13 protein-coding genes are annotated in these 18,480 nt (G+C 69.8%); 5 read left to right on the top strand and 8 right to left on the bottom strand.

Going from position 1 to position 18,480, the window contains the following annotated elements; translation table 11 throughout:
• Positions 1-20 precede the first annotated feature (20 nt).
• The 3 genes from ACWBNA_RS43165 to ACWBNA_RS43155 all read right to left on the bottom strand — a co-directional run bounded on the left by ACWBNA_RS43165 (position 21) and on the right by ACWBNA_RS43155 (position 2,410).
• Entirely contained in the window at positions 21-539 is a 519-nt protein-coding gene (locus ACWBNA_RS43165) for a cyclophilin-like fold protein (protein ID WP_482710091.1), read from the bottom strand.
• Positions 536-1,219 (bottom strand): SDR family NAD(P)-dependent oxidoreductase, encoded by a 684-nt coding sequence (locus ACWBNA_RS43160; protein ID WP_482710090.1) that lies wholly within the window; start codon positions 1,217-1,219, stop codon positions 536-538. The genes ACWBNA_RS43165 and ACWBNA_RS43160 overlap by 4 nt, the downstream gene beginning before the upstream one ends.
• 174 nt (positions 1,220-1,393) lie before the next feature.
• A complete protein-coding gene (locus ACWBNA_RS43155; RefSeq protein ID WP_482710088.1) occupies positions 1,394-2,410 on the bottom strand; it encodes a zinc-dependent alcohol dehydrogenase family protein in 1,017 nt (338 codons plus the stop codon).
• Positions 2,411-2,611: 201 nt separating this feature from the next.
• On the opposite strand from ACWBNA_RS43155, the gene ACWBNA_RS43150 reads away from it, so the two are divergent.
• Positions 2,612-3,481 carry a helix-turn-helix domain-containing protein gene (locus tag ACWBNA_RS43150; RefSeq protein WP_482710087.1) on the top strand — a complete coding sequence of 290 codons (870 nt, stop codon included), beginning with the start codon at positions 2,612-2,614 and terminating at the stop codon, positions 3,479-3,481.
• A 337-nt stretch (positions 3,482-3,818) separates the two neighbouring features.
• On the opposite strand, the gene ACWBNA_RS43145 is transcribed toward ACWBNA_RS43150, so the two are convergent.
• The 3 genes from ACWBNA_RS43145 to ACWBNA_RS43135 all read right to left on the bottom strand — a co-directional run bounded on the left by ACWBNA_RS43145 (position 3,819) and on the right by ACWBNA_RS43135 (position 7,272).
• On the bottom strand, positions 3,819-4,652 hold the full coding sequence (locus ACWBNA_RS43145; RefSeq protein WP_482710085.1) for an alpha/beta fold hydrolase: 834 nt from the start codon (positions 4,650-4,652) through the stop codon (positions 3,819-3,821).
• Between the two features lie 100 nt (positions 4,653-4,752).
• Positions 4,753-5,592 carry an alpha/beta fold hydrolase gene (locus tag ACWBNA_RS43140; RefSeq protein WP_482710084.1) on the bottom strand — a complete coding sequence of 280 codons (840 nt, stop codon included), beginning with the start codon at positions 5,590-5,592 and terminating at the stop codon, positions 4,753-4,755.
• Between the two features lie 531 nt (positions 5,593-6,123).
• Positions 6,124-7,272: a serine hydrolase domain-containing protein gene (locus tag ACWBNA_RS43135; protein WP_482710083.1), complete on the bottom strand. Its 1,149-nt coding sequence runs from the start codon at positions 7,270-7,272 to the stop codon at positions 6,124-6,126.
• A 293-nt stretch (positions 7,273-7,565) separates the two neighbouring features.
• On the opposite strand from ACWBNA_RS43135, the gene ACWBNA_RS43130 reads away from it, so the two are divergent.
• From ACWBNA_RS43130 to ACWBNA_RS43120, 3 genes are all read left to right on the top strand, one after another.
• Positions 7,566-7,805: a hypothetical protein gene (locus tag ACWBNA_RS43130; RefSeq protein ID WP_482710082.1), complete on the top strand. Its 240-nt coding sequence runs from the start codon at positions 7,566-7,568 to the stop codon at positions 7,803-7,805.
• A gap of 386 nt (positions 7,806-8,191) precedes the next feature.
• Entirely contained in the window at positions 8,192-11,320 is a 3,129-nt protein-coding gene (locus tag ACWBNA_RS43125) for an AfsR/SARP family transcriptional regulator (protein ID WP_482710081.1), read from the top strand.
• Between the two features lie 926 nt (positions 11,321-12,246).
• The gene (locus tag ACWBNA_RS43120; protein WP_482710080.1) at positions 12,247-12,828 is read left to right on the top strand and encodes a sigma-70 family RNA polymerase sigma factor; all 582 of its coding nucleotides are present in this window, start codon (positions 12,247-12,249) and stop codon (positions 12,826-12,828) included.
• Between the two features lie 809 nt (positions 12,829-13,637).
• Here ACWBNA_RS43120 and ACWBNA_RS43115 read toward each other — a convergent pair.
• Both ACWBNA_RS43115 and ACWBNA_RS43110 read right to left on the bottom strand, forming a co-directional pair.
• Positions 13,638-14,990 (bottom strand): class I SAM-dependent RNA methyltransferase, encoded by a 1,353-nt coding sequence (locus tag ACWBNA_RS43115; protein WP_482710079.1) that lies wholly within the window; start codon positions 14,988-14,990, stop codon positions 13,638-13,640.
• A 56-nt stretch (positions 14,991-15,046) separates the two neighbouring features.
• Entirely contained in the window at positions 15,047-17,095 is a 2,049-nt protein-coding gene (locus ACWBNA_RS43110) for an APC family permease (RefSeq protein WP_482710078.1), read from the bottom strand.
• A gap of 453 nt (positions 17,096-17,548) precedes the next feature.
• On the opposite strand from ACWBNA_RS43110, the gene ACWBNA_RS43105 reads away from it, so the two are divergent.
• The coding region (locus ACWBNA_RS43105; protein WP_482710077.1) for a homocysteine S-methyltransferase family protein at positions 17,549-18,480 on the top strand (932 nt) is incomplete at its 3' end.

Genomic DNA, 18,480 nt, shown 5'->3' with positions numbered 1-18,480 from the left:
AGCGTCTTCGCCGGGGCGGGTCAGGGCGCGGCTTCGATGGTGATCTCGTCGGCGGTGGCCAGCTGCCCGGTGCCGCCGTCGGCCATGTGCCCGAGGGGAACCAGGCCGGCCGCGTAGGGGGCGTCGCGGTAGTAGGTGGCGAGCTGGTTCCAGGGCGCGTAGTACGCCAGGTCACCGGCCTTGGGGTCGGCGCCTTCCGGGGCGCCGGAGGTGGTCAGCTCTCGCGGCAGGTCGGCGATCTTCTCGGCCTGGTGGAAGTCGCGCAGGGACAGGGTGAGGGGGAGCTGGGCGGCGAGGTCGCGGGCGGTGTCGCTGTCGTTCAGGGTGGCGGCGACGCGGTGGCCGTTGAGGGTGAGCCGGATGTCCATGGCGGTTGTCCTGCCGGGCGGGATGGTGGCCGCCGGGGCTGTCGAAGCCTGCGGCGACGCGGGCTGGGAGGCGGAGGAGGACGGGGACTCGCTGGTGCAGGCGGTCGCGGCCAGCAGGAGGGCGGCGGCCGGGACCACGCGGGTGAGAGCGCGAAGGGGTGCCGGGTTCACCGGCCGTCCTGTGGCTGGTCGGGCAAGGGCTCGGAGTAGTGGCGGAAGCCGTCCCGCTGCTGGTGGATGTCGTACAGACGCTGTGCCAGGACGTCAGGGCTGCTGTGCTCGGCGTCGGGCCGGATGGCTCCGGGGATGATCAGCTGAGCGGCGTGGATGTTCTCCGGGGCGAGCGCGTCGTGGAGCATGCGGGCGTAGGCGCTTTCGGCAGCGAAGGCGATCGAGGTGCCGGCGACCTTCGGGTTGGGGCGTGCGGCGCTGGAGCCGTTGACGAACAGCAAGGTGCCGCGGCCCAGGGCGCGCATGCCGGGCAGGACGGCGTTCACGCAGGTGACGGGGCCCTTGGCGGAGAAGGCGAGCGGGGCGTCGAGGTCGTCGGCGCCGGTGTCGAGCACCGGCTTCATGAAGTCGGCCCGGGGCGCGGGGCTGTACTGGAGGATCTCGATGGGCCCGAGTGCCTCGGCCGCCGCCCGCAGGGCCACCGTCAGGTCGGCCGGGTCGAGGGCGTCGGCGGTGAAGCCGCGGGCCTGGATGTCGTCACGGGCGAGGTCGGCGGTCAGGCCGTCCAGCTTCTCCGCGTTGCGGGCGATGAGGGCGACGGTGTGGCCGGCGGCTCCGAAGCGGCGGGCGGTGGCGAGCCCGAGGCCGGGCCCGGCGCCGACGAGAGCGAAGGTCGTCATGGTCAGTCCTTGCGTGAGCGGGTGTGGTCCCCCGGTCCGGGGCCGCGCCTGGGTGTGGCCCCGGGGGTGGACCCGTTGGCGGTCAGTGCGTGGACGCGTTCCTGTTCAGGGCGTGGACGCGTTCGCGTTCAGGACGTGGACGCGTTCGCGTTCAGGACGTGGACGCGTTCGTGTTCAGGGCTTGAGGAGGACCTTGATCGCGCGGCGCTCGTCCATCGCCTTGTAACCCTCGGCGACCTGCTCCAGGGGCAGGGTGAGGTCGAAGACCTTGCCCGGGTTGATCCGGCCGGACAGGACCCGGTCGATCAGGTCGGGCAGGTAGCGGCGCACGGGGGCGGGGCCGCCGCGCAGGCCGACGTGGGAGAAGAACAGCTCCTGGCCGTCGACCGCCACCTCGTGCGGGACGCCGACGAAGCCGACGTTGCCGCCGGGGCGGGCGGAGTGCAGGGCCTGCCGCATCGACTCGCCGGTGCCGACGCACTCCAGCACGGAGTCGGCGCCGATACCGCCGGTGAGGTCCTTGACGCGGGCGATGCCTTCGTCGCCGCGTTCGCTGACGATGTCGGTGGCGCCGAACTCGAGGGCGAGTTTCTGCCGGGAGTCGTGACGGCTCATGGCGATGATCCGCTCGGCGCCGAGTTCCTTGGCGGCGATCACACCGCACAGACCCACGGCTCCGTCGCCGACCACGACCGCGGTGGAGCCGGGCTTCACTTCGGCGGCGAGGGCCGCGTACCAGCCGGTGCCCATCACGTCGGAAACGGCGAGCAGGCTCGGCACGAACGCGCCGTCCGGGAGCTCGTCGGTGGCGACGAGGGTGCCGTGGGCGTTCGGAATACGGACGCGGTCGGCCTGGCAGGTGCTCATGAACTCGCGGTGCAGACAGTTGGACTGCCAGCCGTTACGGCAGTTCGCGCAGGTGTTGTCCGAGGTGGCGAAGGAGCCGACCACGAACTGGCCCGGCTTGACGTTGGCGACCTCGCCACCCACCTCCTCGACGATGCCGACGTACTCGTGCCCCATCGGGTGCGGGTCGCCGACGGGTTCCGCGCCGCGGTAGGGCCACAGGTCCGAGCCGCACACGCAGGTGGCGACGGTGCGGATCACCGCGTCGGTCGGGTGGATGATCTTCGGGTCGTCGAGGTTCTCGAAGCGCACGTCGCCGGGGGCGTAGATGACTGCTCCGCGCATGGGGGTGCTTCCTTCGGTGCGAGGGTCGGTGTGCCGCAGCCGGCTTCCGGATCGGGGTCGGGGTCGGGGTCGGCTGCTCGACATCGAGCCTCACACTCGGGAGCAGGGGCGAAAAGCGGAGGAATTCATCCTGGGAAGGAAACATCCTGGGAGGAAACTCTCCCCCCTTTCCCGGCTGTAATCGGTGTCATCCTGGGATGCATGACCGCCAACGTCCCCCTCAACGAGCTGGGAGAATTCCTCAAGAAACGCCGCTCGGAGCTGAGCCCGCGCACGGTCGGGCTGCCCGAGACCGGCAAGCCCCGCCGGGTGGCCGGTCTGCGCCGCGAGGAGGTCGCCCAGCTCGCCAGCATCAGCACCGACTACTACACCCGGCTCGAACAGGGTCGTATGCAGGCGTCGGCGCCCGTGCTGGACGTCCTCGCCCGGGTACTCCACCTGGACGACGACGAGCGCGGCTACCTCTTCCAGCTCGCGGGCAAGACCACCACCCGCACCCGGCGACGCGGCCGGCAAAAGGTCCAGCCGCAGCTGCAGCGGGTCCTGGACGACCTCACCGCCACGCCCGCCATCGTGCAGGGCCGGCGAGGCGACATCCTGGCCTGGAACGCGTTGGCCGCCGCACTGGTCACCGACTTCTCCCGCATCCCGGAAAAGCATCGCAACTACCCGCGGATCATCTTCACGGATCCGGCCATGCGCACCCTTTACGCCGACTGGGAGACCTCCGCCCACATCTCCGTGGCACAGCTGCGGATGGAGGCCGCGAAATATCCGGAGGATCCCCACCTGATCGAACTGGTCGGTGAACTGTCCCTGCGCGACCAGCAGTTCGCCCGTTGGTGGGGCGATCACCACGTCGCCGCCCGCACCGTGGGCACCAAGACCCTCGACCATCCGGTCGTCGGCGAACTCGTCCTGGACTGGGACACGCTCACCGCCAACACCGACCCCGACCAGCACCTGACAGTCTGGACGGCCCTCCCGGGCTCCCCCACCCACGACCGGCTGCGCATCCTGGCCTCCTGGGCCACCGACCAGGACCTGCCGGCCTCCTCCCCCGTCGGCTGACCGCGACGGGCAAGCAGGACGCCCGGACCGCAACCGGTCCTGACCGGTCAGGACCGGGGAGAATCGGGGAGAATCGGGGAGAATCAGCAGGTCAAGAGCCGTCAGGGAGGCGTCACTCCGGCTCTCGAATCATGCCAGAGCTGCTCGGCGGGCAACTGTCCTGGATCCAGGAGAGGTTCGTGCGCCGCACCCCGCCGTCGTGGGAACGACGGCGGGGTGCGCACGGTTCACGGTCCTGCCGACGAGCGGCCCGCGAGCGAACGAGCAGGATCAGCCTCGCGTCCCCCACGTAACCGGCCGCGTGCCCGCTCTCGGCGGGAGGGCCGTCGGCCGTCGGTCACTTGGCCAGGAAGGTGAGGAGGGCCTGGGTGACCTCCTGGGCGTGGGTCCACAGCAGGCCGTGGGGGGCGCCGTCGACGACGACGTAGTCGGCCTGCGGGAGAGACTGGTGGAAGCGTTCTCCGGTGGCCTCGATGGGCAGGATGCGGTCGGCTGTGCCGTGCAGGATCAGTGCCGGGACGTCGATCTTGGGGAGGTCGGCACGGAAGTCGGTGGACCAGGTCGCCACGCAGGCCAGGGAGGCGTACGAGGAGGCTCCGGCGGCAACGTTCCAGCTGTTGCGGACGGCTTCCTCGCTGATGCGGGTGCCGAGGTTCTCGTCGAGGTTGTAGAAGTTCTCGTAGAACGCGGTGAAGTAGGCGTAGCGGTCGGCGGTGACGGCCTCTTCGATGTCCTTGAAGATGGTGCCGTCGACGCCGCCGGGGTTGTCGTCGGTCTTGAGGAGGAAGGGTTCGAGAGAGGCGAGGAAGGCTGCCTTGGCTATCCGGGCGGAGCCGTAGGTTCCCAGGTAGCGGGCGACCTCGCCGGTACCCATGGAGAAGCCGACCAGGACGACGTCGTTGAGGTCGAGGGTCTCCAGGACCGTGTTCAGGTCGGCGGCGAAGGTGTCGTAGTCGTAGCCGGTGGTGGGCTGGCTGGAGCGGCCGAAACCGCGCCGGTCGTACGTGATCACGCGGTAGCCGGCCGACAGCAGGGCGGCGGACTGCTTCTCCCAGGAGTGGCCGTCGAGCGGGTAGCCGTGGATCAGTACGACCGGCTGCCCGGTGCCGTGGTCCTCGTAGTACAGCTCGATGCTGGTCAAGTTCTCCTGGCCGACGGTGATGAACGCCATGCTGGTTACTGCCTTTCGGTGGGAAATGCGTCTGGTGGTGAAGTGCCCGGGTGGGCATGGCTCTGGGACGTGCGATGCCGCGCCAGTGCTGAGTTGCCGGTCAGCGGACCGTGCGGGCCGCCTGCTCCACGATGCGGGCGACGGCCTCGGGGCGGGACACGGACACCGCGTGCGACGCGTCGATGACCGTGGTGCGAGCCCCGGCACGGGCCGACATGTAGCGCTGGGCGGCCACGGGGATGTTGAGGTCCTCGGTGGTGACCAGCGACCAGGAGGGGATCGTCTTCCAGGCGGCCTTCGTCGACTTCTCCTCCAGCGCGGCGGCGGCGATCGGACGCTGTCCTGCTGCCATGAGCCTGGCCTTGTCCGCCGGCACGTCCGCAGCGAACTGGTCGCGGAACTTCTCCGGCTTGATGTACACGTCAGCGCCCTGACCACCGTCGGGCAGCGTGTAGTTGACGGACTCGATCGCCTGGCCGAGGGTGCTGCCGGGGAACTTGTTCGTCAGTCCGAGCGAACTCTCGCCCGCGTCGGGCAGGAACGCGGCGATGTAGACCAGTGCCTTCACCTTGCGCTCCAGGCCCGCGGCGGCCTGGCTGATGACGGTACCGCCGTAGGAGTGCCCGACCAGGACCACGGGCCCGTCGATGTGCTCGACGACGCTGCGCAGGTAAGCGGCATCAGTCGCCGGACCACGCAGCGGGTTGGCGGCGGACACCACGGGATAGCCCGCACGCTGCAGCCGAGTGACGACACCGTCCCAGCTCGACGCGTCGGCGAACGCCCCGTGCTCCAGCACGATCGTCGGACGTGTCGGACGGTGGGACACCGCACCGGCTACGCCGGGCAGGGTGACGGCGGCCACAGACAGCCCCACCGCCGCTGTGACGCCGAGCAGTGCGGATCTGCGGCTCGGACGGGCCAGGCGGGTGATGCGCATGCGTGAATGTCCTCTTCCTTGGTTGTCGGCCCGCACCGGACCGTGCCGGCGAAGCGGGCCGGTGCCTTCGAGAAACGAAGGCACCGAGTTCCTTTGTGGATGACCGAGTTGTGGTGCGTTCCGTCTGCGCCAGGTGGTTAGCGCGGATCGGACGGATGGTGGGCGACACGCGACAGCGGCCCTGGAGAGCGGCTGCCGGGCTGCCGCCCGACCTGGCCCTGGAGCATCGCCAGACCCCCCAACTGCCGGGGCAGAACGCCTTTCGTCCTGTCCTACGATGAGAAGGCAGGTCCGGTTCACCCCGGGAACGGGATGTTCGTTCGCGGGCATCGAACGTGGCCGCGTGGGGCACGGTGGTCAGCCGCTTCCCGATGTGATCGAGGCTACGGTCGAGGTCATTCCGCGGTCCTCGCACTGCGCCGGGGGCACCACACGAGAACGACACCCTGACGGGCGAGCTGAACCGGTGAGTCCCGGCTTTGCCCACGGAGCTCGCGGTCGTCCGGGCCTCCGGGGTGGAGCGGGCGTGCCTCAGTCGGTGGAGTCCAGGACTTCGTAGACATGCCTCATGTAGCTGAGGGTGCGCTCCGAGCCGAGGATTCCGTCGCCCAGCCGGTTCATCGTGTACGAGAACGTGACGCGCCTGTCGAGGTCCATCATGACGATCGAGCCGCCCCGGCCGACCCAGAAGCAGACCCTCCCGGTGGGCAGGTGCGGCATCGTCCTCGCGTCGGCGAGCGCGAAGCCGATGCCCCAGCGCACGGGAACGCCCAGGAACAGGTCGATTCCGTCGGCCTGTACGTCGAGGACCTTGTCCACGGTGTCCGCGGCGAGGAGCCGGTGGCCGTTCACCTGGCCGCGCCGTGAGATCACCGAGAGGGCACGGGCCATGCCTCGTGCGTTGCCGTGTCCGTTGACGGCTCCGAGTTCGGCACGGCGCCACTGCGGGGTGTCGACGTGCTCGTCCCGGGCGGGGCTTCCGAGCAACGTCTTGGTGAAGATCCCCTCGGGATCGAGGCCGGCGGGCATTGCGGGGAGCTGCGACGGTGCCACCAGCTCGGCGATACGCGGCCAGTCGGCCTGCCGCGCACCGATCTGGACGTCGGCTTGCGACGGCTTGGCGATCTCGGTGTCGACGAACTCGGTCAGGGTACGGCCGCTGACCCGCCGGACAAGCTCTCCCACCAGCTGTCCCTGAGTCTGCACGTGGTAGCCCGAGGCACTGCCCGGCTCCCACCAGGGTGCCTGCGCGGCCAGCCGGGCGCTCGCGGTCGGCCAGTCGTACAGATCGTCGATGGTGAAGGGCTGCTGCCAGCCGGAGAGTCCCGAGGTGTGTGCCAGGACATGCCGCACCTCGATGTCCTGCTTGCCCTGAGCGGCGAATTCGGGCCAGTAGTGCGCGACCGGGCGGTGCAGATCCAGTGCCCCCCGGTCGACGAGGACGAGGGCCGCCAGACTGCTGAGGGTCTTGGTGGTCGACCACAGGCTGACCAACGTGTCCTGACGCCACGGAACGGTCCGCGCTTCGTCGGCATGCCCACCCCACAGATCGACTTCCATGACTCCGTCGACATCGACGGCGATCGACGCCCCCAACTCCGCGCCGGACTCCAGGTGCGCTGCCAGCGCCGCTCGGACCGGTTCGAACCGGGCGGTGCTCGTTCCTTCGACGATGACCATGTCTTCTTCCCACTCCTGACGACGACCGTTCGATCACCCAACGGAATGAACGTCACGCTGGTTCACGGTTCGTCGCAGGTGAGGGCATCTCTGTGGATGCCCCTCTGGCAGGAGGTCATCTACAGAGACCGTCTACAGGGGATCCGGCCCGCTCTGCGACACGGCCGACCGGACGGGCCGCGTACCGGATGCGTTCTTCACCGGCCGTCCGGCGCGGGGTGCTCGCGGATCAGCAGCGCCGGAATCAGCCGGCCGCCGGTTCGTTCCATGGCGGGCCGAGGTCGGGGTAGCGGGTGAGCAGCCATCAGGTGGGGGCGGCCCTTCTTGGCGGAGGCGGAGATGCGCGACGTGGAAAGCGCCACCTGCCGCAGCACCACGGACGGAACCTCCCGCTGCACTACACGCTCAACGTCACGGCGAAGGAGGCGGCCGAGCTGGACCCTGGCACCTGGTACGTCTCGGCGCTGGTGACGGCGACGGACGGGGGCACGGTGTTCCTGCCCCGCGCCGCCGCCTTCGGCCTCGCCCGCTGAACCTCCATCACCGCCTGGGCACCTCGATGGCGCCCAGGCGACAGCGCAATGCGGCGTGACTGCAGGCGCCGTGGCCGGCGAAGGCACCCCTGTCACCGCGGCGCATCGCGCCGCCGTCGAGGTCATCCCGTCGGGTGGCGTCCTGCTAATGTCCTGTCCGGTATGCGGAGAGCGGACGACGGGGTCCTCGCCCTTCCGATCGCCTGCTCCGCCCCCACCTCGGCGGACAGGTCACCGCGACGAGGGGCGCGTGGGTGTCCGGGTGTGCCGGCGCCCGGTTTCATCACCGCGGGAGTGGGTCGCCCACGTGTTCGCGGTCATGGTCATGTATGTGCCCCCGATGGCGGCGCCGTCGAGCGGGATTCTGAGTGGGTACGGTGACAACTGTGAGGCAGGGGCTCGACTTCGGACTGCTGGGCCCGCTGGTGGTACGGCGGGCGGGCACGGTACTCGATCCGGGTCGGCGCAGGCAGCGGCTGCTGCTGATCCGCCTGCTGCTCGCCGACGGCCGGGCGGTCGCTCCGCAGACGCTGTGCGAGGAACTGTGGCCGCAGCAGTCGGGCCGGACACCGGGCGCAGCGATGGGCTCCCTGCACGCCCACATCAGCAAGGTACGCGCGGTCCTGGAACCCCAGCACCTGCGCCGACAGGGCACCTTCGAGGTGCTGGTCACCGAGCCCCTGGGCTACGCCCTGCGTGTGCCGCCCGAGAGCCGTGACACCGTGCGCTTCGAGCGGGCCCTTGCCCAGGCACACCGGTTCTTGGACCAGGGCCGGGCCGAACGCGTCGTGGAAGAGGCCGGAAGAGCCCTGGAGATGTGGCACGGCACCCCGTTCGCCGACGCCGCGCACCACCTGTTCGCCATCCACGAGGCAGCACGCTTGGAAGAACTGCGTCAGACCACCCGCGAGATCCGCACCACCGCCCTGCTCCTGCAAGGACGGATCACCGAAGCCCTGGACGCGGCACAGGAAATGACCACAGAGCATCCCCTGCGGGAAACCGGCTGGGCCCTGCTGCTGCGCGCCCTGTACCTCGCCGGCCGGCACCCTGAAGCGCTCATGCGCTACACCGACCTGCGCCGGCACCTCGCCGACGAACTCGGCCTCGAACCGGGCCCGTCCCTACGCGCCCTGCACCACGGCATCCTTCACCACGACCTGCCACCCCTTGCCGCAGCCAGGGAGCTGAACAGATTCGGTGCGGCATCTTTCCCCGGCGGGGGTGCCGGACGCAGCCGCGATCCGATCGGGTCGGCCATGTCCGGGATGCCGGACGACCGCGGGGCAACCGCGCCCGTCGGCCCGGCCGCCGACTCACCGGCCGACGCGGCCGATCGCTCCGACGCGAGGTGCGGCCCGGCCACGGATGATGAGGGAACCACGTCGCCGCCCCTGGCACGTCCGGCACAACTGCCGCGCAGTCTCCCGGTGTTCGCGGGGCGGGCGGCCGAGGGCGCGTGGCTGTCGGCCGTGAGCGGTGCACCGGGCCGGCCCGGACCGACCGCTGCCCCTGTCGCCGTCATCAGCGGTGCTCCCGGTGTCGGCAAGACCACCTTCGCCGTCCACCACGCCCACCGCATCGCCCCCTCCTTCCCCGACGGACAGCTTTTCGTCAACCTGTGCGGATTCCACCCCGACGCACCCGCCGTCGAACCCGGCAACGCCCTGCAGGGCTTCCTCACCGCCCTCGGCGTTCCCGCCCCGCGCATCCCCGAAGACACCCCCGGCCGCAGCACACTCTTCCGCAGCCTCCTCGCCGACCGGCAGATCCTCCTCGTCCTGGACAACGCCCGCGACGAGCAACAAGTGCGCCCCCTGCTCCCCGCGGGAGCGGGCTGCCTCACCCTGATCACCAGCCGCAACCAACTCCGCGGCCTGATCGCCACCGACGGCGCCAAACCCCTCACCCTCCCCCTGCCCTCACAGACCGAGGCCCATCAAGCCCTCGAACGACGCCTGGGAACCGAACGACTGGTCGCCGAGCCCACCGCCACAGCCGAGATCATCCGCCTGTGCGGACGACTTCCCCTGGCCATGGCCGTGGTCGCCGCCCGCGCCGAACTCGATCCCTCCTTCCCCCTCCACGCCATCGCCGACGAACTGCGACACACCCACGGCGGCCTCGACGCGTTCACCGGCTTCGACACCACCACCGACGTACGCGCCGTCTTCTCCTGGTCCTACCAGTATCTGGACGAGCCCACCGCCCGGCTCTTCCGCTTCCTGGCCCTGCACCCCGGCCCCCACATCACTGCCCCCGCCGCGGCCAGCCTCGCCGGCCTTCCGCTCCCCCGAACCCGCCGCGCACTCGCCGGCCTGGTCAGTTCCTGCCTCGTGGAACAGCCGCTGCCCGGCCGCTACAGCCTGCACGACCTCCTGCGCGGCTACGCCACCGAACTGACCCACACCCACGACACCACCGACGAACGCCACCACGCCACCCTCCGGGTCCTGGACCACTACATGTTCACCGCCTACGAGGCCAACCAGCTCCTGAAACACGACACAACGCCCGAGCTCGACCTCGGTGCACCCCACCCAGGCGTCACCCCGGAGAGCCTCACCACCATCAGGCAGGCAGCCCGATGGCTCACCGCCGAACACCCGGTGCTGACCGGCCTGCTCCACACCGCCGTCAGCCAGAAGCTGGACCACCACACCACCGGGCTGGCCTGGTCACTCAAGGACTATCTCTACCGCCAGGAATTCTGGCCCGAAGCCATCACCGCACTGACCCCCGCCCTCGAAGTGGCCCGGCGCCAGAACAACCGTCTCGAAGAAGGCCGTTGCCTACGCCACCTCGGTGGCGTCCACGGCTATCTCGGTCATCAGGAACAAGCCCTGCACCACCTGCGACTCGCCACCACGATCTTCGAAGAGCTCGACGCAACCGGTGAGCTGGCCCGAGCCCACTACGTCACGGCGTGCGCGCTGTTCCTGTTCGGCCGGATCCAGGAGGCCGTGACGTCCTCCGAGCGGGGACTGGAGCTGTCTCGGGAGACAGGTGAAGAGCTGTGGTTGGCCGAGTGCCTCGTCGAACTCGCCTGGTTCCGCTCCAACCTGGGGCAGCTCGAGAAAAGCCTTCAGTACAGCGAGGAGGGCATCGCCTTGTTCCAGCGCCTGGACGCGCCGTGGCAGCTGGCCCAGGCCTGGGACATTCTGGGCTACAACCTCCGCCTGCTCGGTCGTTACGGGGAATCGGTGGCCACCTACCAGCGTGCGACGCGGGCGTTCGAGGAACTGGGCGACCACAGGAACGCCGTCGGCACACTGATGCGGCTGGGCGATACCCGGCTGGCCTCGGGCGACCGGGAAGGCGCACGAGCGGACTGGGTACACGCCCTCCAAAGCGCCGACGAGCGAGCCATGTCCCGCAGCGCCCAGCAGGTCCGTGACCGGCTCACCGCCCTGGACATGGATGCGGATCCCGTGCCCACCGTGCCGGAGAGGGCGGCCGGGGGCCATCAGCTCCCGGTTCCGAGGAATGCTGACCCTGCGCGCCAGGTGTACTGATCAAGAGCGCCGTTGACACCGAGCGGGATGGTTCAGCGGATGGCCACTCGTCCGCGCGTCCGCTGAGCTCCAGCGGGCGCGGGCCCTCCTCTCAGTAACCGAGTTAAGGGGTGGACGACCGGCCCGTGTGCAACCGTCTCGGACCTGGCGAGGAGTCACCGCCTGGCCCGCAGGCCCCGACGCGTAGGCGTTCGGTCTGCTGAACGAGGCGCGCGGCTCTCCGGTTCACCCTGCAGTGAATGCGTCCTCGGCGCCGTCACGGGCGAGCTGCGCCTGAAGGGTCTCGCGCCGGTGATCGGCCCGCAGTTGAGCGTTACCGGGGATGGGCAGGAAGGAACCTTCGAGGATCCGGACCTGGCGGCCGCCGCGAGATCGTCGGCGCCTCCTTGGAGATCGCACCGAGGACAGCGTCAACGCTCTCCCGCCGCCGGCCGACGGCCTCCTGGCCGATGCCCTTCCAGGTTTGCCTCCGCTGAGCCACCTGTGCCGACCGCCGGCCTCCACTCAGCCCTTACGGGCCCGGTGTGCGACGCGGGCAGCCAACACATGAAACGGCGTCCAGGGCGGCCGTTTCACCGTGCGTGAGAACGCGTGGGGCGGATGCGCGACGGAGGACCGGCCGATCGGTGCGGTGCCCGGTCGACGTGTACCAGAGCGTCGTGACGGACGTCGCGACACGAGCGGGCACCCGCTCCGCCCCCGCGGCCCGAACGCCACGGCGGCGGTTCTTCCGTGTGCGACTCGGCCACAAGCGCGCTCCGCAGCGTGATGCCAGGGCCTGGCCGGGGCGGTCGGCGAGAGACGCCAAGGGGCGCGACAAGGAGACGACAAGGTTTGGCCAAGGGCTCCCTACGAGGGTTGAGCCACTCGCCCGCGCATGCGGGAGAGCACGCCACAGAACACTCGAACAGGATGGGGCGCCACCCATGAACGGGATCATGGAAGCGGGGACCACCACCCTCGCTCCGGCTCGGGCGAAGGCCCGGAACGTCACTTCGGACGCCGACTGCGATGCCTTCATCCGAGACGTCTACGATCAGTACGGACTTCTCCTCGTCCGGTACGCCACGCGGCTGCTGGACGGCGACTGGCACAAGGCGGAGGACATCCTCCAGGAGACCGCGGCCCGTGCCTGGAAACACGCCCGGTTCTTGGGCACCCGCGGCGACCACATCAGGCCGTGGCTGTTCACGGTGGCCAGGAACCTTGTCATCGACCACCACCGGGCTCGGCAGATAAGGCCGCTTGAGCTGATGCCGGTCGAGGACCTGGACACATCCTGGGACGGCATGAGATCCACGATCACCTCCCACGCAGTGCAGGAAGCACTGCGGGAGCTGAAAGAGCAGCATCGGACCGTTATCGGCCTCATGTACTACCTGGAATGCAGCGTGGCCCAGGCAGCCGAGCACCTCGGCATCCCGCCCGGCACCGTCAAGAGCCGCGCCTTCTACGCCGTGCGGGCACTGCGCAAGGCCCTGGAGAAGCAAGACGTACTCGGCGACTAGCCAGGGCACGGGCGGTGGGTGCCGCCCTGGTCCTCCACGCAGGCGGCGGGCCGCGCCACGCACGGCCTCAACCGCAGAGGCGGCAGCGGCGGAGCCGTGCGGGCGGGAGGCGACATCCAACAGTTACCGCAGCGGCTCCCGTGCCCGGAGGCAGGCCCGTGCGCAGCCCCGTGCGCGCGTACGGCGCACGTCATATCCTCCAGGCGGCCGAGGCACCCCCTCGATCCCCGCCGTGCGGAGCACCGCGTCGACACGAATCGCACCGCCCTGCTGGAGAAGCTGCCGGATGATGCGTACGGAGACAGGGGCGGTACCGGCCTCCAGCCCGGAGACGATGACAAGGAAGAATCGTCGCTTTCCGCCGCTCGTTGGAGTTCTGCGGGCGTCAGCAGCACTGTGCCCGGGGCGCTCTGGACGTGGTGCGCAAGGCACTCGCCACCGACGACGACTGGCTGCGTGACCTGCGGGCCCAACGCGGCCTCGGCGCCGATGCGGTGGATGCATTTTCTGCTCCGTGCCCCGTGTAGGGGCGTGGTGGAGTGTGCTGTTGGGGAGCACACCGAACTGCGCGGGCCTGATACCCATCAGGACGAGCGTCAAATGAGCGTCAAGACACCTCTGAAAGCGTCATTTGAGCGTCAACAATCAGCCCGTAACGCCCACGGCGCTCATCATGCGCACCAGGTGAAATCGCAGGTCAGCGACCCTTTTCGGAAGGCTCAAGGATCGCGACGCGCTCTACGTGATGCGCCCGCGCAAACCGGTCGGCTCGTCGGCCCGAAACCTGCAGAACCCAAGGAAACAGTAGGTCAGACACCCTTTGCAGCGGGCTCCAAAACAGCCACACACTCCACGTGATGCGTCATCGGAAACAGATCGAACACCCGCAACGTCCGCACCCGGTACCCGCCATCCCGGAAGTACCCGAGGTCCCGTGCCAGCGCAGCCGGATCGCACGCCACGTACGCGATCCTGCGGGCCCCCAGCGACGCCATGTGCGCCACCGTCTTGCGGCCGGCCCCCGCGCGCGGCGGGTCCAGGACGATCAGGTCGACCTCGGTGATTCCCGTGCGCGGCAGGACGGCCTCGACCTTGCCCTGTTCGATGCGGACGCGGTCGAAGCCGGCGAGGTTGTGCCGGGCGTCCTCGACGGCGCGCTTGCCGGACTCGATGCCGAGGACCGCGCCCTTGTCGCCGAGCCGGTCGGCGAGCGCGCCCGCGAAGAGGCCGACACCGCAGTACAGGTCCAGCGCCATCTCGCCCTTGCGCGGCGTCAGACCCTGCATGACCGCCGTCACCAGTGTGTCCGCCGCCTTCGGGTGGACCTGCCAGAAGCCGCCGCTGCCGACGCGGTGGGTGCGGCCGTCGGCGCGCTCGCGTACGAACGCGCGGCCGTGGACGCGGTGGATGCCGCCGTCGTGCTCCTCGACGCGCATCACGGAGACGGGCCTGTCGAGCTCGACGAGGGGCAGGCGGGCACCGGGCCGCGGCTCCAGGATCACCATGCGGTCCTGCGACCCCGTCGCCGCGATCGCCTCGACTGACTCCATGCCCGCCCAGTCGCGCTTCTCGATGCCCAGCTCGCTGACACCCTCCGCGGCGATCATGCAGTGGTCGATCGGTTCGACCTCGTGCGAGCGGTGGCGGCGCAGTCCGGCGTTGCCGTCCGGGTCCACCGCGTACTGCACGCGGGTGCGCCACTGCGGCACCTGGCCCGCCGGAACCTTGTCGCCCTCGGCGGGCATCACGGTGCCGTCCCAGCCCGCCTCCTCGGGCGTGAGGCCGGCGAGCCGCTGAAGCTGCTCGGTGACGACCTCGCCCTTGAGGCGGCGCTGCGCGCCCGGCTTGGCGTGCTGCCAGTCGCAGCCACCGCAGCGGCCGGGCCCGGCGTAGGGGCAGGGCGCCTCGATGCGGTCTTTGGAGGCCGACAGCACCTCGACCGCGTCCGCGCGCAGGAACCGGGCACCCTCCTCGCCGTCGGTCACCCGCGCCACGACCCGCTCGCCGGGCAGCGTGTGCCGGACGAACAGCACCTGGCCCTCGTCGGTACGGGCGATGCAGTGGCCGCCGTGGGCGACGGGGCCGACCTCGACCTCGTACTCCTCGCCCACCAGCGACCGCGCCTGCGACCCCGCCTGCGGATTCTTCGGTTCTGCCTGCATGGCGGGGTGACTCCAGGTGCGTAAGAGGGGGAACTGCGGGACAACAGCCCACCAGTCTACTTCGGTGTCGACGACTCCTTCGCCCGCTCCTGTGCCGGCCCGCGCCGCACCGAACCCGGCGCGTTCCACTCCTGCCGCTTGCGGGCCCGGTTCTTGGCCGCCTCGGAGGACTGCAGCTGGTAGGGCACCGAGGTCACCATGACGCCCGGGGTGAACAGCAGCCGGCCCTTCAGCCTGAGCGCGCTCTGGTTGTGCAGCAGGTGCTCGTACCAGTGGCCGACCACGTACTCGGGGATGATCACGGCCACCGCGTCGCGCGGCGACTCCTTGCGCAGGCTCTTGACGTACTCGATGATCGGCCGCGTGATCTCGCGGTACGGCGAGTCGAGGACCTTCAGCGGTACGTCGATCCCGCGCCGTTCCCACTCCGCGCGCAGGGCCTTGGTCTCCGCCGGGTCGACGTTGACGCTGAGCGCCTCCAGGGTGTCCGAGCGCATCAGCTTGGCGTAGGCCAGCGCCCGCAGGGTGGGTCGGTGGATCTTCGAGATCAGGACGACGGAGTGGACGCGGGACGGCCGTACGCTGTCGTCGCTCGGGCCCTCGGGAGCCGCGATCTCCTCGGCCACCCGGTCGTAGTGCTTACGGATGGCAGTCATCGTCGCGTAGAAGATGCACATGCCCAGCAGCGCCACCCACGCGCCGTGCGTGAACTTGGTGACCAGGACGACGACCAGCACCAGGCCCGTGAAGAAGGCACCGAAGGCGTTGATCGCGCGCGAGCGGACCATGTGGCGGCGCTTGGCCTGGTCCCGTTCCGTCGCCAGGTGGCGGTTCCAGTGGCGGACCATGCCGGTCTGGCTGAGCGTGAAGGACACGAACACGCCGACGATGTAGAGCTGGATCAGGCGGGTCGAGTCGGCGCCGTAGATGACGACGAGCAGCGTGGCCGCGCCCGCGAGCAGCACGATGCCGTTGGAGAAGGCGAGCCGGTCGCCGCGGGTGTGCAGCTGGCGGGGCAGGTAGCGGTCCTGGGCGAGGATCGAGCCGAGCAGCGGGAAGCCGTTGTACGCCGTGTTCGCGGCCAGGAACAGCACCAGCGCGGTGGCCCCGGCCAGCACGATGAACAGGAAGCTGCCCTTGCCGAAGACGGCCTCGGCGACCTGGGAGATCACCGGGTTCTGCACGTAGTCGGAGCCGAGCGCGACACCGTTGTGCACCAGGTCGACGGCCGGGTTCTCGGCCATGCGGACCTTGGTCACCGCCGCCAGCGCGATGATGCCGCAGAACATGGTGACGGCGAGCAGGCCCATCATCGCGAGCGTGGTCGCCGCGTTCTTCGACTTGGGCTTGCGGAACGCGGGGACGCCGTTGGAGATCGCCTCCACGCCGGTGAGCGCGGCACAGCCGGAGGAGAAGGCGCGCAGCAGCAGGAAGACCAGGGCGAACCCGGCCAGGCCCTGGTGCTCGGGCTTGATCTGGTAGTCCGCCGTCGGTGCCCGCATGGTGTCGTCGAGGACCAGCCCGCGGAACGCTCCCCACGCGATCATGATGAAGACGCCCGTGACGAAGACGTACGTCGGAATCGCGAACAGCGAGCCCGACTCCTTCATACCGCGCAGGTTCATCAACGTGAGCAGCACGATCACGGCGACCGCGCAGAGCACCTTGTGCTCGACGACGAAGGGGACCGCCGAGCCGAGGTTCTCGATGCCGGAGGAGATGGAGACGGCGACGGTGAGGACGTAGTCGACGAGCAGGGCGCTGGCGACCGTGAGGCCCGCCTTGGGCCCGAGGTTGGTGTTGGCCACCTCGTAGTCGCCGCCGCCGCTCGGGTACGCGTGCACGTTCTGCCGGTAGGAGGCGACCACCGTGAACATCAGCACGACGACCGCGAGAGCGATCCAGGGGCTGAAGTGGTACGCCGACACGCCCGCGATGGAGAGGACCAGCAGCACCTCTCCCGGCGCGTACGCCACGGAGGACAGCGGGTCGGAGGCGAAGACGGGTAGAGCGATGCGCTTCGGCAGGAGCGTTTCGCCGAGCCGATCACTGCGCAGTGCGCGCCCGATCAGGATCCGTTTGGGCACGTCGGTCAGTTTGGACACAACAGAGGATCGTAGGCGTTCGAACGTGGGGTCGCCCACTCGCCACCCCACTTCTTCGCCGCGGGTGCACCACGTCGGCTTCCGGACCGCTCGGTGTCTGCTCTCCGAGTGAAATCAGGGGGTGTGCGGCTGCGGATTCCGCGGGCCGTGCGGTCGCCATGCCTATATGACTAAATCCCGACCGTTTTCCAGGCTGTTGCCGACCGCTGGAGGGTCCATGCACACCACCGCAGAGCTGATCGGCGCAGCCGGCACCCTCGTCGGCCTCGGAATCCTCACCCTCATCAGCGTCCGAAGCATCAGCCGCAGGTGATCACCCCGGATCTTCCCCCAGGGACACCGATGGGATCTCCTTGGCGACACCGATGGGGGCGACTAGTACCGTGGCATCGAGTCTGCCGGTCGCCCTCCGGCAGCTAAGCCGACAGCCGTCGCACCCGAGGGAGCCCTTTCATGGCCTCTGTGCCGCCGACCCCTTCCGCCGACAGCCGGACTCGTGTGTCCGCGCTCCGAGACGCGCTCGCCTCCCGTGTGGTGGTGGCCGACGGAGCGATGGGCACCATGCTCCAGGCCCAGGACCCCACGCTGGAGGACTTCGAGAACCTCGAAGGCTGCAACGAGATCCTGAACCTGACCCGCCCCGACATCGTCCGCTCCGTCCACGAGGCGTACTTCGCCGTGGGCGTCGACTGCGTGGAGACCAACACCTTCGGGGCGAACCACGCCGCCCTCGGCGAGTACGACATCGCTGAACGCGTCTACGAGCTGTCCGAGGCGGGCGCCCGGATCGCCCGCGAGACCGCCGACGCGTTCACCGCCTCGACCGGACAGCAGCGCTGGGTCCTCGGCTCCATGGGACCCGGCACCAAGCTCCCCACGCTGGGGCACGCCCCCTACACCACCCTGCGTGACGCCTACCAGCGGAACGCCGAGGGCATGGTCGCGGGCGGCGCCGACGCGCTCCTCGTCGAGACCACGCAGGACCTGCTCCAGACCAAGGCCGCCGTCGTGGGCGCCCGCCGCGCCCTCGACGCGCTCGGCGAGGACCGCCCGCTGATCGTCTCGGTGACCGTGGAGACGACCGGCACGATGCTGCTGGGTTCGGAGATCGGCGCGGCACTGACCGCGCTGGAGCCGCTGGGCATCGACATGATCGGCCTCAACTGCGCCACGGGCCCGGCCGAGATGAGCGAACACCTGCGCTACCTGGCCCGCCACTCCCGCATCCCCCTGTCCTGCATGCCCAACGCCGGTCTCCCCGTCCTCGGGAAGGACGGCGCCCACTACCCGCTGACCGCCCCGGAACTGGCGGATGCGCAGGAGACGTTCGTCCGTGATTACGGCCTCAGCTTGATCGGTGGTTGTTGCGGGACGACGCCGGAGCA

The organism is Streptomyces sp. Q2 (assembly GCF_056820935.1).
This window is presented reverse-complemented; position numbering and strand designations above follow the sequence as displayed.